At 37.6% G+C, this 17,012-nt stretch carries 14 protein-coding genes; 2 read left to right on the top strand and 12 right to left on the bottom strand.

The window, feature by feature from the left end:
* Position 1: 1 nt before the first annotated feature.
* The 6 genes from A3GM_RS0106970 to A3GM_RS0106940 all read right to left on the bottom strand — a co-directional run bounded on the left by A3GM_RS0106970 (position 2) and on the right by A3GM_RS0106940 (position 8,953).
* Positions 2-1,363, bottom strand: a complete 1,362-nt coding sequence (locus A3GM_RS0106970) for an OB-fold nucleic acid binding domain-containing protein (RefSeq protein ID WP_018362672.1) — start codon at positions 1,361-1,363, stop codon at positions 2-4.
* A 20-nt stretch (positions 1,364-1,383) separates the two neighbouring features.
* Positions 1,384-2,235 carry a DUF5689 domain-containing protein gene (locus tag A3GM_RS0106965; RefSeq protein WP_018362671.1) on the bottom strand — a complete coding sequence of 284 codons (852 nt, stop codon included), beginning with the start codon at positions 2,233-2,235 and terminating at the stop codon, positions 1,384-1,386.
* Positions 2,236-2,247: 12 nt separating this feature from the next.
* Positions 2,248-4,788 (bottom strand): TonB-dependent receptor, encoded by a 2,541-nt coding sequence (locus A3GM_RS0106960; RefSeq protein WP_018362670.1) that lies wholly within the window; start codon positions 4,786-4,788, stop codon positions 2,248-2,250.
* Between the two features lie 535 nt (positions 4,789-5,323).
* Complete coding sequence (locus tag A3GM_RS0106950) at positions 5,324-6,904, bottom strand: hypothetical protein (protein WP_018362668.1); 1,581 nt, start codon at positions 6,902-6,904, stop codon at positions 5,324-5,326.
* A 52-nt stretch (positions 6,905-6,956) separates the two neighbouring features.
* Positions 6,957-7,388, bottom strand: coding sequence for a lipocalin-like domain-containing protein (locus tag A3GM_RS0106945; protein WP_025829989.1), 432 nt, complete (start codon positions 7,386-7,388; stop codon positions 6,957-6,959).
* Entirely contained in the window at positions 7,385-8,953 is a 1,569-nt protein-coding gene (locus tag A3GM_RS0106940) for a capsule assembly Wzi family protein (protein WP_018362666.1), read from the bottom strand. Before A3GM_RS0106940 ends, A3GM_RS0106945 begins: the two co-directional genes overlap by 4 nt.
* 234 nt (positions 8,954-9,187) lie before the next feature.
* Here A3GM_RS0106940 and A3GM_RS0106935 point away from each other — a divergent pair, with 234 nt between their 5' ends.
* Positions 9,188-10,069 carry a hypothetical protein gene (locus A3GM_RS0106935; RefSeq protein WP_018362665.1) on the top strand — a complete coding sequence of 294 codons (882 nt, stop codon included), beginning with the start codon at positions 9,188-9,190 and terminating at the stop codon, positions 10,067-10,069.
* A 293-nt stretch (positions 10,070-10,362) separates the two neighbouring features.
* Here the strand turns inward: A3GM_RS0106935 and udk are convergent, their stop codons facing one another.
* The 3 genes from udk to A3GM_RS0106920 all read right to left on the bottom strand — a co-directional run bounded on the left by udk (position 10,363) and on the right by A3GM_RS0106920 (position 12,820).
* Complete coding sequence (udk, locus tag A3GM_RS0106930; protein WP_018362664.1) at positions 10,363-10,983, bottom strand: uridine kinase; 621 nt, start codon at positions 10,981-10,983, stop codon at positions 10,363-10,365.
* Between the two features lie 46 nt (positions 10,984-11,029).
* Entirely contained in the window at positions 11,030-11,560 is a 531-nt protein-coding gene (locus tag A3GM_RS0106925; RefSeq protein WP_044124439.1) for a uracil-DNA glycosylase family protein, read from the bottom strand.
* 216 nt (positions 11,561-11,776) lie between these two features.
* Positions 11,777-12,820 (bottom strand): endonuclease/exonuclease/phosphatase family protein, encoded by a 1,044-nt coding sequence (locus A3GM_RS0106920; protein WP_018362662.1) that lies wholly within the window; start codon positions 12,818-12,820, stop codon positions 11,777-11,779.
* Between the two features lie 159 nt (positions 12,821-12,979).
* Between A3GM_RS0106920 and A3GM_RS11125 the strand changes: the two genes are divergently transcribed.
* Positions 12,980-13,729: a DUF308 domain-containing protein gene (locus tag A3GM_RS11125; RefSeq protein WP_018362661.1), complete on the top strand. Its 750-nt coding sequence runs from the start codon at positions 12,980-12,982 to the stop codon at positions 13,727-13,729.
* A 244-nt stretch (positions 13,730-13,973) separates the two neighbouring features.
* On the opposite strand, the gene A3GM_RS0106910 is transcribed toward A3GM_RS11125, so the two are convergent.
* From A3GM_RS0106910 to A3GM_RS0106900, 3 genes are all read right to left on the bottom strand, one after another.
* A complete protein-coding gene (locus A3GM_RS0106910) occupies positions 13,974-14,636 on the bottom strand; it encodes a sugar transferase (RefSeq protein ID WP_018362660.1) in 663 nt (220 codons plus the stop codon).
* Between the two features lie 215 nt (positions 14,637-14,851).
* Positions 14,852-15,970 carry a glycosyltransferase family 4 protein gene (locus A3GM_RS11120; RefSeq protein WP_018362659.1) on the bottom strand — a complete coding sequence of 373 codons (1,119 nt, stop codon included), beginning with the start codon at positions 15,968-15,970 and terminating at the stop codon, positions 14,852-14,854.
* A gap of 171 nt (positions 15,971-16,141) precedes the next feature.
* Positions 16,142-17,011, bottom strand: a complete 870-nt coding sequence (locus tag A3GM_RS0106900) for a glycosyltransferase family 2 protein (protein ID WP_018362658.1) — start codon at positions 17,009-17,011, stop codon at positions 16,142-16,144.
* Between the last annotated feature and the right edge of the window lies 1 nt (position 17,012).

The raw sequence follows: 17,012 nt of genomic DNA, 5'->3' as shown, positions 1-17,012 counted from the left end.
TTTATTGAACGTAAGTAATTGAAATTGATTGAAGTCTCAATTGAACTCCGCCCTTAGTTGCACCTACAAGAGTGTTAGTGTAAGTAGCGTCATTACCTGTAAATGAAACAGTTGCAGTTGTATTACCTGTGTAATTAGTTCCTTGGTACACATCACAAGTAATCACAATCTTAGCAATTGCCTTCTTACCTTTAAGTGTGAAGGTGTTATTCGCATAAAGTCTAATACCTTTTGACTTAGCAAAGAACTTAGGAGTTGTTGTTTGTCCGTTTGCAGAGAAAGATAAAACAGAACCGTCACTCAATGTAATGTTGCTCAAATCGTTTGTTTCTGTAAGACCAATAGCGTTCAAATCAACATTCAATGTTTCTGTTCCTGCAGTTGCAGTAGTGTTGTTTAATGTAAGAGTGTTACCGCTAATTACAACAGCTTCTGCTGCTGGTGTTGGAGGAGTTGGTGTTGGATTGCTATCATGTTGTTTCTTTCCATTGATAGAATACAAGTAACTCTTGTTTGTAACGGTCTCAGGTGTGTTGCCTTTGTAGTTTACAAACTGACCACGGATAACCACTTCGTCACCTACCTTAATAGCATTTGCATCAGTAAACTTCTTGTTATCAAGGTCTAAGCTTCTGAAAATAGTAAGTTGTCCTGTTGCAGTTCCATCGTCAGAGATAAAATATGTAGCATTACCAAAGCCACTTGTTTGAAGCTCTTTGATAGAAACAATCTTACCTTTAACGAACGTTTCTGCTGTAGCAGAGTCAGCTTTTAAAGATGTAAGATGTGCAACCATTGTAGCAACGTTATATGGAGACGCTTCAGTTCCTTCACCAACCTTAGTTGTTGGAGTTGTAGGAGTGGTGCCATGTTGCTTATTTCCGTTGATAGAATACAAGTAACTCTTGTTTGGAACGGTCTCAGGTGTGTTACCTTTGTAGTTTACAAACTGACCACGGATAACCACTTCGTCACCCACTTTAATAGCATTTGCATCAGTAAACTTCTTGTTGTCAAGGTCTAAGCTTCTATAAATGTAAAGTTGTCCTGTTGCTGTTCCATCGTCAGAGATAAAATATGTAGCATTACCGAAGCCGCTTGTTTGAAGCTCTTTGATAGAAACTACCTTACCTTTAACGAAGATTTCTTCTGTATTAACGTCTGCTTTCAAGCTCTTTAAGTGTGCATTTAATGCAGCAACGTTGTATGGATCAGCTTCTGTTCCTGAGCCATTTGCTTGAGAAGGAGTAACTTCTTGCTTTTTATTATTAGGATTATCATAAGGAGAAGGTACATCCTCACAACTTGTTAATGTGCTTGCTGTAACAGCAAAAGCCATCATTAAATAAAAGAACTTTTTCATTTTGTTTTGTATTATATTTCTTATTGAATTGTTTGAATATCACTCTTTTGGCGAATAAGGATTTGCCATGTATTGCGGAAGCGTGTGAAGATTCCTGTAATGTTTACTCGTCCTGTAGGAAGAGGCAATGCAGCGAAATCTGCATAAGTACTTGTTCTCACTACAAGTTGATTAGAATTGATGCCTATAAGTGCTCTGTTTACGCTGTTAGCAGCATCTTTTTCAGACTCAGTAGCAAACACTTTCTTACCGTCTGCGCCTTCAAAGCTCACATTTTTTATTGTCATTAGCTTACCGCTGTTGCTTTCAAGGTAGCTAGCATCATTAATTCTTGTAACATCGAACTCTTCTGCTGTAACGCTAGTAGCATCTGCTTTGCCAATAAGCTTAAAGTGATCGTTCCATAAGAAACGGTTCATTCTACTTACATAGGTTGCTCCTCGTGGGTTAGTGTATGGAGTTCCGATCTGAGCTTGTTGTCCATAGCTACCAATGTACAAACCTTTTAGGTTGACGATGATTTCTTGTCCAACAGGAAGATAGCCGAATAAACCACCTTGAGCGATACCTATTAGAATAGAGCCGCTGCCATCTTCAATTGCAACATTATTAAAGATGTTACCTTCGATGTCGTTTCCTGTGATGCGACCTTTTATTTGAATGTTGTCTTCTATTAGCTGATAACTATTTTGAGTTGCGCTAATTGCAGACGCATAGGTTGTCTTTAAACTTGCAATAGTAATAACATTTGATTCTGTTATGCTGTTATTTCCGTATGCATTGGTTGTTTGTGGAGTATCCCAATCGTTGTTCATACAACTTGAAAGACCGATACAAACAAGTGCAATAATGATATATTTTAAATTTTTCATTGTGCAATGAATTTAGAATTTATATGTGATATTAAGCATACCGTTGGTTCCGTAAGCATAGTATTTCTTAGGATTACGAGAGAACTTGTAGGCTCTTGCGTTTCCAGAAGCGGTGAAGTCTGAACGACTTTGTTCGTAACCACCTGTAACAATATTTTGGTTGTTGAGAACATTGGTAAGCATTAGGTTGATAGACAACGAACCTTTCTTTAGATAAATGCTCTTACCAATAGATGCATCTAGCATAAATCCGCCTTTACCTTTCTCTTGAGCAAGACGCAATACGTTTCCATTACTATCCACGTTTCCACGTTTTTCGCCCACGCTCTTATATCTATAATAAGGTGAGTAACCTAAATAAATGCGGTCATAGTAATTTCCTGCTAAGTCAATAAACCAACCCTTCTTGTGATAACTCAATATTGCACTAGCTGCAGTTAATGGAGTTCCAGACTCACGCATATCCTTATTTAATAGCTTGTCTTCGTTATATACTCCTTGAGTTGAATTAAGATAGTTTACATTTGCATCGTTTGTGTTCTTAGCTTCACTAACAGTACCAAGTAACTTGATATCGAATGTGCTGTTCACTTTATACTTAAGAGCTGCTTCTACGCCATAATAAGCCTTCTTTCCGCCTGTTATAGAAACGTAAGAGAAAGAGTTGATATCATCAAAGTAGAAGTTTTGCCACTCTGTGACATTGTTTATCGCATTGTAATAAGCATTAAGATTGATGTGAACTCTTGCAGATTGATATTGATAAGCAAAGTCGGTGCTAAGTACTCGTTCGTTCTTTAGATTTAAAGCGAAGTCGTTATTCATTTCAGGAGCAGCGAAAGATACAGCTGCTGTTGGTGCATTGTATTGATAACCTGCGCCAACAGAGAATGTATGACCACGTCCTGCGCTGTAATTGATAGCCACTTTAGCTCCACCTTCAAGGAATCTTGCAACACCACTCTTGCCGTATGAGTTTGCTTCGAACAAACCATTGCGCATCTTTCCATCACGTTGCATGCTCACACCGCCTATTCTTGCAGCACCCATAAGGTTGAAACGACCAACCAAACGGCTGTAGCTTGTCCACGCTTGTGCTTTATTTATAAGGATATTATAGTCGTAACCAAATACGTCTCCCTTACCAACTTTAGCGTTAGGGTTGTTCAAGTCGTATTGAACTTGGTTAGAAGTAGGTGCGTAAGTACCAATAGCATAGGTATTTACGTTGTGATATGAGGTTGCACCTAACAAGTCTTCCATTGTTTGATAATGGCGAGTATTGTTAGTAACAAAGATGTATCCAAGGTTCCAAGCAGACTTTTTGTCTAAGTGTGCGTTAAGAGTTGAAGCCAAAGAGAGTGTAAATGCATCGTTTCTTCTTGCTTGAATGAAATACATAGCGTCTACTCCTTGAGCGTTTGCATTGATGTTTGCTTGGTATAAACGATCCCAATTGATTTGGCGATTAGCCTTAGATGCAGTTAAATAGTTATATGCAGTCTTCCAATCAGCTAAGCTTTGATCTGTTCTAAATTGGGTGCTTGAAGCATCGAACACATCATAATAGCTACTTGGAAGCATCTTCCAATAGTCTGGTTGTGGGTTATCGCTGTTGTTATAGTTTAGCTTTGTGCTCTTATACATGCTGTATTTTCCCAAAACAGAAGTAGTAAGCTTCATGTCATCAGTAATCTTCCAGTCCCATGTAAGTACAGCAGATGGAGCGAAATCGTTCACAATTCGTGAATTTCTTTTCTTGCCATTTTGGTATCCCCAATATGGGTTATAGTAGCGATCGTTAGCAATCCAGTAGCTTTCATCAGTGGCTGCGCCTTGTGAAGCACGTTCTGTTGGGTTACCCCAAGTGCTGAATGCGATAGAATGTTTGTCTTTATTGCCGAACACTTTTTGTACTCCGAAGAAATAAGAAAGAGCGTTATAGAATGTTCCTTCTATATAACCTTCTTTCGCCCAACGATAAGTTAGGTTTCCAGAGAATGCCCATCCGTTTTTGTTTAAGCCACTATTGTAAGTGTACATACCACGAAGTGTGTAGTTACGGTTGGCTCCTCCTAATGTAAATCTATGACCAGCTGCTTGATTTGCGGGGCGGAAATCATAGTTATTAGAGCCTGCCATATCTGGCATTGTAAAGCTGTTCGATTCGAAAGGTAAAGCAAAATCAGCATTTTTTGTTTGTTGATTGAGTCCACCTACATGTGAGAAACGGAATTGTCCGCTTTCAATATCGTTGGCAGGAGCACCATTTACGTATACTTCATTATACTTTTGGTTGAGTGCTCTGTAACGAAATCTCACAGGAGAGAATAAGAATCCTACTTGAGACGCATAAAGATTGGTACCAGAATTGATAATGGTTACATTTTGCGACATGTTTTCATTTTCTCCTAATTGGGCTTCTGTAAAAGTAAAAGCCGCTTCGTTGGCGCTTGATGTTTGGCTCTTTTGCTTGTCATCATTCGTGTTTTGAGCCATCACAAATGGTGAGTAACAAAGAGCAAAAATCGCTAGATGAAGCTTAATTTGCATAATATGTGTTGATTAATAATTAATTATTCTTTGCATGCAAAGTAACAAAAATAAATCGAAATATCAAAATTTTTTAACACTCAAGACTCTCTTCGAATTGTTAAACCTAATTGAATATAATTCAATGACTTGTAAAATGCGCTGTTTTAACACTTTATACGCTTACTTTTCCCTGAGTATTTGCACCGCATTTTCATCTCTTTTTTCGAATAATTCACTGCTTTTTTGAGCGTAAAAATGCTTATTTTGATGCTTTTTGTATCCTTTTCTAATCTTCTTTGCTAAAAAATTAGAATGGCTTTGTATCCTCTTGTCAAAATAAAGAATACAAACCAATTATTTATCTCCTTTTTATTATAACGTAATAGCTATGCTTTTAGTGTGTAAAAGCATAGCTATTGTATGTAAAAAGCATTGACTTTGTGATGCAAAAATAAAGCTTTTGTTTTTCGTTTGATTTGAGTTGATGTAAAGTCTTGATAGAGATTGAATTATATTCTGATATCTATCAGCTTTTACACTTTGTGGTTTGATGTTATTTTATCAGCTCTTTATGTGTTGTTCCGTCGCTCATTTTCACGATATTGATGCCTTTTTCAGGCTTATCAATGCTCATTCCTAAAACGTTATAGCGACCTGTTTCGTGCGCTTTGTTTGCTGTTTGCGTTGTAATGGCAGTGGGGTAGTGATGAGCGTTCATAGGAATAATGATCTTTGCAGGGAACATTCGCAATGGATCGCACCACAAACTAAGCGCATCTGCCATTGCTCCTACGTTAGGTTGAACAAGTTGTTTAAACACCAACTTACCCTCTTTATACACCTCAACGGGCTTACTAAAGTCTACATCGTTGATGAATAAGCCTAAAGAACCTTGCACTTTGGTATTGTTTACATCATCTGTTGTGATGTTAAATACATTTCCTTTGTGTTCTACCTCAAACATCACCTCTGCATTGGGTTGATGTTTCAACTCACGAAAATCAAGATAATACACTCCGTTAGAATATGCTTCTTCATCATAATCGTGGGTCATATTATAATATAAGTAGGTAATCTTGTTTGGATAAGTACGCTTTTCGTTTTGCAAAAGCCAAGTAGTATGGTCGGTAGGACTGATGTGATGGCCCCTTCCAGGAATCATATTTACTTTGTGAATGTAGTCGTTTTGTGCCTGTTTTTGTAGTTCTGCTAGCTTATCTTTCCACAAACGAGCATACGAAGCACGTCCAAAACCATTGTCTTCTTCGCCCATATGCACTGCGAATGCAACGTTTCTAAGGTTTTCGGGGGCCTTTAATGGTTCACAAGCAGCGATAGGTGAGACCCCAGCAAAATAGTCGGGCATGAACAAAGCCAATCTATGTGAGCCGTAACCACCTTCAGAATAACCAAAAATATAAATCTTTTTAGGGTTCACAAAGCCCGAAACAGCAGCCAATCTGCATACTCTTCTCACCATCATACGTTGTGGTTGCAAGTACCATCGACCAACTCTGTCGTCAGCCATACGTGGAATAAAGAACAAAGTGAACCACTCTCTTTCACGATTAGCTAAATTAATGTTGTTTTGATAGGCAACTGTGTTGGACTGAGAGTCCCATGGATTGTTTACAAAAGCTTTACCACCGCCATGCAAAGAGATAAAAAGAGGGAAACCACCGTTAGGAGTTGTGCCTCTACTTAGCATGGTTGCTTTCATCTTTTGTTGTTTTGGTAGGTCCCAAATCAATTCGTGTTGTCCTTGTAGAACCTTGTTAAACTCGCTTTTTTCAAGACTTTCTTTATTCACTTCTACCCATAATTTCCACATACTATCTTGCTCTTTGGCAATTGAAGAGGCGTCGAATGTTTTATTATAAAGGTCTTTTTCGGGCATTTCAACCATGTCTTTATCCAGTTGTGAGATAAAGAATGTTTTGAGCTTTTGCTGCATTTGCGCATCAGAAGCAATAGAATGGGTTGCGGGTTGAAGTGCAGAAGCGGTTGAAGTGCTGTTGCCTTGCAGTTCGGTTGTGGTTTTAATTGTTTCTGAAGTTGATGCACTTGTTGCGGGTTGTGCGTATAAACAAACGCAAGAAAGCAATAGAATAGAGAATAATGGCTTATTAGTCATTGTCGTAAAGGGAAATATTGATGATATAATAAAACAATGTATTTCAAACACTTTAAAAGCGTCTGAAATACAATTTCAATGTAGATGAGCTTAAAATCATCTTACTTGATGTTAGTTTTTCTATTTTAAAAGTCTCGTCTAACTGGTTAATTCCCATTAAAGAGGTTATCGAAGTGTCGGTAATTTTAGGGTCTCCGTCTTCTCTGTGGTTTGCATATGGGTCGTAAACTCTAAGAGTATTGTCTTTATTCTCAAATCTAAAGACAATTAAACCCGTACCTCCTTCTTGCCTTGCAATCTGCAATAGGTGCATTTGTACAGACCAAAAATAACGCTTTTCACTAACATCTAGGTGCCCTTTTGTGGCTATTGTGTCGATAGTTGTTAAGTGCCAAAAGCCGTCAAGCTTTCCATTTTTAGACGATTCTATCTCACATGAGACCATAATGAGCGACAAACAGAAGAATAATAGTATTTTTTTCATAATCCTAATATGCCTTTCTTAGATATTGTTAGTTGAACACCTGTGTTGTTACCGATATACTTTCCAAAATCCATTGCATATGAACCTGTTATTAACCAGCGTTTCTTTAGCTGGTAAGAAGCCTCTAACATGCAGTGAAAGCTTTCCTTTGGATGGACATAAGGATGATTATACGAGCCATAACCACGTCTATAAGTAGCTAAGAAACGATAGTTTAGATGGTCGTATGGGGTTCCTTCTAATCCAATATGATAGGCAACAAAACGATTATCCTTTACTTCTGTTTCGCCGCTCTTATTATATTGAGGTGAAAGATATAAGGGATTGCCCATCACTTGTCCCCAATGTTGCCACGAAGAGTAAACAAGATGGTTGTAAAAGTCGTCTCGTCCGGCTGTATGATCAGGTATATTAGGCGTTCTATCGTGATATATTGGACCGCTTTGGTATTTAGAATAGACATATTCGAACACGATATTGCGAATCCAAGTGCCGTATTTCATTTGCAATTCGGCTCCTAATAGAAAGTCTTTAAAGTCGTATACGAACCAACGAGATTTGGTTCTTTGATTCCATTCCGCCCCTGTTCCATAACCATTGTAGTCGATTTGCAACATAGCAGAATGGTCTTCGAAGAACTTATCGGCATAAATTGAAGCCTTCCAGGTGTCTGTATCATAGTTAATACGAGCCAACCAGCTACCTAAGTGGTTTCCTGTTACGTTCTTATACACGATGTCCGACTCTGTAACTTCGTGTCCTCCGGGGATAAAAGCGTGTATAATGTCTTTAAAACTCGTTCCACCTTTATTAATAATAGGATTTCCTAATGGGTCGGTTCGATAAGAAGTACCTCCAAATTGGGTAGCCATTTCGAGTCCCATTTCGATAGATAGCGGTGCAAAAACATCTTCATTGCCAATCTTTAAGAACCCTGCTTTACTGTTATAAAGCACCTTTTCGGTGTTTTTAGATTGTTGTTTGGTGAAGGTTTTCATCCATTGGTCGTCTGTAAAGCGTCCAAGTGCAATGTGACCTTTAAAGTGTAGCCAACCATTTGCAATGGGAAGACGCCAATATTCGGGTAAACTTAATCGTACTTGAGGCACAGGTCGAGCGTTAATACCCAATGTTTGTGCTCCAGAACTTAAGCGATTGTTTTTCAATTCCATTGTTCGTTCTTTGCTTCCAATGGTCAATGCGCCATGCAACCAACGCAATTCGGCAAAAGCTTGTTGCACAATTAGTTTAGAAGAGTAGTTCACTGGCAATGCAACATCAATGCCATAGCCAAATCCCCAACGTCGAATTGAATCGTTTTCAACGGGTCTTATGAGCGAAGTTCTTAAGTAACCATTGGTTGTTTCTAATGAACTTAAGCCGTATTTATTGGCATTGTGCCACAAAGGAGTGGCGTTTTTAGAGAACGAACCTTGCATTTCTATTGTGTATTCAATATCCTTAAAGGGTTGGGCAGGGGTGCTTTTTTCTGCATCTACCCATGCTTGCGCAAAGCAGTTAATAGAGAATAAACAACAAAAAGATATGATATAAGCTTTTTTCATTATTATATATAATATAATTTCATAACGCAATTATAGCACTTTTATTATATTATTGCAACAAAAATATTGATTTTTTACATCTCCTATTCTCATCTTTTGGTTGGCAATAGGATAGGGGTAGAAAGATAGAAGCATGTTTAGGGATATTCCTTATGATGTTAGGGAAAATCCTTTTCGATGCTACCTATAAAGCGATATCTTTGCATCAACAATAACAATTTAAAGGTTTAGCTTATGAAAAGATATATAGTTACATTCCTATTGTTTGTGAGTGCAGTTGTAACAACACAGGCAATGAGTTATTTACAAGCACGGCAACACGCATTGTTCTTGGCAGATAAGATGGCTTATGAGTTGAACTTAACCGAAGAACAATATGAGGCTGTGTATGAAATAAATCTCGATTATTTGATGAGAGTAGACTCATACAATGATATATATGGCATTTATTGGGAACGAAGAAACTTAGATTTGCAGTATATCTTATACAACTGGCAATATAGAGCCTTCTGTAATGCATCTTATTTCTACCGCCCATTGTATTATAATGATGGTTACTGGCGTTTCTCTTTATATGCAAGATATCCACGAAGAAATTACTATTATTTCGGAGAACCTGATTTCTATTCAACATATAGAGGTGCTCATAGCTGGTATAACAATGGCAATCGCTCTTGGTATGATGGCAGAACATTTGGTAATGGCAACTCTTCTCGCTCTAGATATGGTATGAGAGACTACTATGATAATGGCTCTTGGGTGAGTGGAAGTGGACAATATAGCCCAAGTAGACGCCGCTCTTACGACGATACTTACAATCAAAGTTCGTTTGGTGGACGTGCTTCTGGATACTATGACAATAGCTCTACAAGATCATTTGGTAACGGAAGAAGTCGCAATAGCTCATCAAGTCAAGACTCATTTGGTAACAATGGCTTTGGAAATGATGGCTTTGGACGTGGCAGTAACTTCTCTGGAAGCGGTGCAACACGCAGTCAAAGCGCTCCATCAAGTGGTAGTTTCGGTGGCTCTTCTGGTTCTTCTTCGAACTTTGGAGGCAACAACAACCCATCAGGAACAACAGGTTTCGGAGGCAATTCACCTTCAAGAAGATAATATAAAAGATGATAATATAAGTAAGGTCTTTGCAAAAAGACACCCAAGGTTTGGCTTCTTCCTTCCTAAAAAGAGCAACGAGTTATAATAGAAAGACTTATGAAGTCTCTTAAATACACAAGAGCTCCTTCATAAGTCTTATTCTTTTGTATTTAAAAAGCATAGCTTTTACAATGTAATAGCTATGCTTTTATGCTGTAATAACATTGCTTTTGCAAGTCAATAGCAATGCTTTTATTTATCAACTGAATTGTAGCGCAGTTTGAATTTCTTTCTTATTGAAAAAGAGAAACTTATGGAACAAGATGCTTGATGTATGCACAAACGATGCCAATACCCTTTTCATTCTCTCCACCTTGTGGTATAATGACGTCTGCATAACGCTTTGTTGGTTCGATAAACTGCTCGTGCATGGGTTTAAGAACTTCGATATAGCGCTCCATAACCATTGTAACAGTGCGTCCACGGTCGATTGTATCACGCTGAATATTGCGTATTAGGCGTTCATCTGGATCGCAATCAACAAAGATTTTGAGGTCCATCATCTCACGAAGTTTCTTGTTTAACAAGGTCATAATGCCCTCGATGATAATCACAGGCTTTGGTTCTACGGTGATAGTTTCGCTCAATCGGTTACAAAGAATATACGAATAGGTGGGCTGTTCGATTGTTAGTCCATTGCGAAGGTCGTTTACTTGCTTGATAAGTAGCTTCCAATCGAATGCGTCAGGGTGATCGAAATTAATCGCATGACGCTCTTCTTCGGTCATTCCTGTTGTGTCGTTGTAATAAGAATCCAATGGAACTACGGCTACATGGTGCGGTGGAAGCGCTTCAACTATTTTGCGAACAACGGTTGATTTGCCTGAACCTGTTCCGCCTGCAATGCCTATAATGGTTATATCTGTTGCCATATTATCTGTATTTTATGATTGTATGAATATTGATATAGAATGTTCTTTATTGATTATTGCTTGCAAAAACATCGCTAAACATTTGTCTGTAGAACTCTGCTTTGCGCTCTATTTTCATGGGATATGCCCTTGAACTACTTGGCATTCGATAGAGTTTCATCTCTTTGTTGTTAAAAGTAAAGCTTACAAAGCAACCCACTTTGGGCTTTTCTTTAATGTTAAATTGTTGCATCAGCACTTCTGTTGCCTTCTCACCAGTGGTTACAATGGCGGTGCATTGTGGTATCTTATCGAGTAATGCTGCTACATCTGTTGTTTCAACTACCTCTAAGTCTTTATCGGCAGCAGTGCCTTTGGTTCTTATTATCGCTGTGGCAGTGTCGAATAAAGCTATCCCTTTGTCGGTTAAAAACGATATAAGTTTGTCTACATAAAAGCTTTTTTGCTCTTTATCAACGAAGTATTCTTTGTCGTTAAAGAAGATAATGCCCACAATTCGCCACATATCATTGATGTAATTAGGATAATAAAAGTGCATTGTCCATCTGTGTTCAGCAGGCGGAAAGCTACCTAACATCAATAATTTAGCGTTCTTTGGCAAGAAAGGTTCAAAGGGATGGCGTTCTACTTCGCCTGTGATTGCGTTAGAACTGTTATTGCTTTGAGTCTTGTTTGGGGTGATATCGTTTGCTTGTTTTTGTGCTGTCATAAAGAAAGAAGCAAAGAGTTGGGTAGTGATAATAAAGAACTCTCCCATCTCTTTCATAACGGAAACGGGAGAGTTGATATCTAACTATTGTTCTTTTACTAAATAAATAACTACCGGAAGGTGGTCACTATAACCGTCTAACCACACTCCTCCAGCTGTAGTTCGCTTGGGAGAACCTTTGTATTTGCCCTCTGTTTGGAACAAATAATCACGTTTAAAGATTTGATTTTTCCAAAATTTCAAAGACGAAAAGTCTTTCTTATCATCTTTATTCAATAGGTTTGGCGTTACAAGTATTTGGTCGAAAAGATTCCAAGAGCCTTGATATAGAAGCGTTCCAACGCCTTCTTTCACTAAAATATTATACCAAGGGTTATACATATCGCCTTCGTTTACGTCTTTAATATTGCCTTTTCCTTTTAAAATACCAGCCATACTCTTGTCTATTGGGTCGTCGTTCATGTCGCCCATAACGAACACTTTGCAGTTAGGATCATCGTTTAAAAGAGAGTCTTTAATTGCTTTTACTTGCTCAGTACCTAGCTCTCGGTAGAAAGATTCACTGAAACGACTTGGCAAGTGACATACAATTACTGCCACATTTTCATCTGCAAGTGTTCCACTAACAGTTAAAAAGCCTCGAGTATAGAATGCACTATCCTTCTTTAACTTTTGAACATAGGGTACAAGACGGGTGTTCTTTACGCTAAATAAAGAGGGATTATATAATAAAGCACAATCAATTCCACGGCGATCGGGACCTTCTATGTGCACATATTGATAGTTACGAGCACTTAAAGCGGGTTGTGCAATAAGGTCATCTAAGGCTTTTGAGTTCTCAACTTCAGCCAAACCAATAATTGCGCAGCCTATATTTGGGAGCACATCTGTACCCATATCTGCTAAAGCTCGTGACATATTGTTGAGCTTATGGTTGTATTTCATGGCGTTCCATTTATACGAACCAGTTGGAAGAAAATCGTAATCACGCTTTCCTTCATCATGACATGTGTCGAATAAGTTCTCTTGATTGTAGAAACCTACTCCGTAAACAGAATACTTTTTTTGTGCACTAGCGGGTAGAAAGGCTAAAAGAACCCCTATAACCGCAAAGAAAAAATGCTTCATAAATAATGCTTATCTTTGTTTAATTGTAAATAATCTTATCCCTAAAAAGTAGTGCAAATATCGTAATTTTATTTCAAAAAGAGGTCATTTCGACCGTTTTTTTATTGCAAAAGAATAGCTTTTCGAAAACAATTTGTATTTTTGCACAAATCAATTATTATGAAAGTATTACAGAATTCTTTTTTTCGTGCATTGTGTGCACTGATAGTTGGTGCTTTAACTATTATGTATAGAGATGAAGCACAGAAGTGGTTAGTGATTGTTATCGGGGTATTATTCTTTCTATCAGGCGTGATTTCTTGTGCCGTTTATTATGGAAGTAGAAAGAACTTTGCAAATGTTCAAGTGCTAGATAACAACGGAGTGCAAATTGCAGGTGCTGCTCCTACCTTCCCATTGGTGGGCATTGCGTGTGCAATTCTTGGTGGAGTGTTGGCTCTTATGCCTGCAACTTTTCAGCAATGGGTAAGCTATTTGCTTGCATTTCTACTTGTAATTGGTTCAATTAATCAATATATCAACTTAGCTCAAGTGTCAAAATTGGCAAAGATTGGTCCTTTCTTTTGGATAACTCCTTGTATAACAATGCTCATTGGCTTAGTTGCTTTGGTTAAACCAACCCTTTTTGGAACCTCATTCTTATTTATTTTAGGTTGGGCAATCCTACTTTTCGGGGTGATAGAAGCTATCAACTCGATTAAAATTTATACCGTAAAGAAGGCTTATAACAAAGCTGTTATAGTAGCACAGCAAGCTGTTGAGGCTGAAGAAGTGGCACCAACCACAACAGAAACACCTCAAATAGAAGAGCCAAAAGCACCTGAGACATCTACAGAAGCAACTGAAGTGGAAGACAAAACCGATACAGATATTGTGGAAGAAGTGCCTCCAACTGTTACAGAAGAATAAGCATTGTAGCTCTTTCGTAGAGCTTTTATATAGGCAATAAGCTATAAAGCTAGTAAACATATAATCCATTTAGGTTCAAATGTTTACTGGCTTTCTTTGTAAAGAGACATCTTATCAAAAATAAAAGCATCGCTTTTGGTGTACAAGAGCAATGCTTTTAGAGTGTAATATCAGTGTTTTTGCAGGGCAAAAGCAAGGCTTTTATAATCGCCTTGTATTGTGAATGTATGAAGAAAATCTTACTTTAGAATTTCTTTCCAATAGCAATATTGAGGAAAGTGTTGATTAATATCTTGATATCGAACCACCAAGAGCGCTTTCTAAGATAGTAAAGATCAAGCTCAAGACGGCGTAACATCTTGTCCATTGTATCAGTATAGCCATTGTATAGTGTTGCATACGAGGTTACACCAGGACGCACTTGGTATAAGAAAGTATAGCGTTCGTCGTGTTGAATGATTTGATCTATATAGAATTTACGTTCTGGTCGTGGACCAACAAACGACATATCGCCAACCAATACGTTCCAAAGTTGAGGCAATTCGTCGAGGTGGTGCGTTCTAAGAAACTTACCAATGCTGGTTAATCGATGGTCTCTTTCGTGTTGAAACAATGCAGGTCCGTTCTTTTCAGCATCTTCTTGCATGCTTCTAAACTTGTAAATATAGAACGGACGACCAAATCTTCCAATGCGTTCTTGCTTAAATATAACGCTACCTCCATCTTCTTTCTTTATTAATATGTAGCAAATAATAAAGAGAGGAGAGAACAATATAAGGGCAATAGCAGCGGCAATAAAGTCGAAAATGCGCTTTACATCTCGTTCTAATCCATTCATTCCGTCGTAAATGTATTCGTTTTTAGTTTTAGTTGCAGTCTTGGTATCTAAATTTTTCTTTGTAGTCATTATGAATATTCATTTATAATACAAACGCAAAGAACTGAATAATATTGTAAAAAAATAAATAATTCTTGATTTTTTCTAATAAAATACCTTGCAATAAGAATCCTATTATGCTTCTTATTGCCTTATTAGTAAAGGAAAGTAGGGTGAAAATGCGATTGAAAGGAAGTACTATCTTTTATTTGTTTTATATTGAAAACAAAGGAAAAAGGGCACTTTTAGTGTGTTTTGAGGTCGCTAAAAAGGCGATATAGTTCTTTAACAATGTTCGAAGATTGATATTTTTCGACATTGATATTGGCCATTTTGTGGTATAAGTTTTTATCGTTTATTAAGAGTTCAACCTTTTCTTGCATCGCATGATAATCGTTTAAAGGAACCAAAAAGCCGTTTTCGCCATCTTTTATGATGGTGTTATGACCTCTATTGCTTACTGCAACGATGGGTAAATGGCAATATTGGGCTTCAATTAGGTTAATTCCAAAGCCCTCACGAATGCTGGATGCTATGCAAATGTCTGCGGTATTCATTAGCTGAGCAATATCTTTTCGCCAGCCTAAGAATCGTATTTTGTCTTTAATACCTAATTGATTAGCTAACTTAATGTAGGCTCCATTCTCGTTTAAAGAGCCTGCAAGAAGGAGATAAACATAGTGATTAGATTGCTTATTCATATTTTCTACAAGGCGAATAAGCATTTCTTGATTCTTATTTTTAGAAACCTCGGCAACGTAAATCAATGCAATAGCATCTTGAGGAATATTCAATTGAGTTCTATATTCTTGGCGAATTGCCTCACGATTGTCTATCTTTAATCTATTGAAATCAACCCCAATACCATTGATGAGGGCTACTTTCATCTTTTGATTAAAATGCTTTTGAACCAAATTATAATCTTCGGGATTGATTGTTATGAATAGATTTGTGAAATAAGACATCAGCTTTTCTATTGGATAATATAACAACCAATTGAGCAAAGGTGCTCCTTTAAAGAAATGAAGTCCATGTGCAAAGTAGGCAACTTGGGGCTTTTTGCCACGTAAAAGAGCCACTGCCATGCGAGAAATAACGCCCCCTACGGGTGTATGACAATAGATAATGTCGTAGTTATTCTTTGCTATTAGATTCTTTAATTGAAAGATTCCTTGTATAGTTTTAAAGGTAAAAGGACTGCGTTTCCAACACATTGCATAGATATTGTCACCTGCTTCTATTGGTTCATCAACAGAACAAGCAACGTCTACCTGCCAATTTTGGGCCTGTAAGTATTGTATTGTTGGGATATGAAACTTGTTTACGTGTCCTCTTCCAACGTTAGCAACTAACAATATCTTCATCTTTTATAACTTTAAAATGTTCTCTTTGCAGTAGAGAAAATATGGGTTTATGGTGCAATAGCAATGACTTTTACCCCTATTTATAGTGCAAAGATAATATGTTCTTGCTGGTTTTGTCTTGAAAACTCTATCTTTATGCTTGTTTAAATGCAAAAAAGTGCGTTTAAAGTGTTAGTCTTTCGCCTGTGTGTTGCGTTGCAATGCTGTTGTTAAAGCGCTTTTAATGCCTTCGAGGTCGTTAGAGTTGGGAATCGACTTAGAGCGCAATCGGAGTAGAACATCAATTAAATGAAGATGCGAGAAGCAGTAGTATAGCACGCATTTTAGGTAGTTCTTCAGTAGAACTACATGATAATTGGGAATAATTTCCTTATGCTTTCGCAGCTCTTTGCGTTCTCCTTTCATCGATAATAAATATTTATCGAGATAAGGAAGGCCCGAAACACGATAGAACATCAATGGTTCTGCAATGTTATAGAAACGATATTTCGAGAAAGTACGCATCCATAAGTTGTAATCTTCCATGCGAATGGCTCCTCCATCGTATGGATTTTGAACGAACCAAGAACGCTTTGCCATGATAGAAGGATGAATAAAGCATTGGTGTTGAATTACATTCGAGATGTTATTGGGGTGCTCTGGATAGCGAATAATACCCGTAATGCTGTTGTTTATGTCGATTGTTACAGCGCTACTACCTACAACATCAACCTCATTATGTTGTTGTAAATAAGCTAATTGACGTGATATTCGCTGTGGAAACATAAGGTCATCGGCATCCATTCGCACGAAATATTCTCCTTTCGACAATGCAACAAGTTCGTTAAGACGTTCTGAAAGCCCTTTATTTTGCCCGTCATGAATCACCTTTATCCTTTCATCTTGAAAGCGATAGGCTATATCTAACGATCGATCTGTACTGCCATCATCTATCAATAACAATTCAAATGATTTGAAATCTTGATTGAGTACAGATAAAATGGCTTGCTCTAAGAAGTCTTGAGCATTGTAAAAAGGAATTCCAATACTTACTTGTATCATC

Origin of the sequence: Hoylesella nanceiensis DSM 19126 = JCM 15639, from assembly GCF_000379965.1 — a bacterium.
Lineage (GTDB): Bacteria > Bacteroidota > Bacteroidia > Bacteroidales > Bacteroidaceae > Prevotella > Prevotella nanceiensis.
This window is presented reverse-complemented; position numbering and strand designations above follow the sequence as displayed.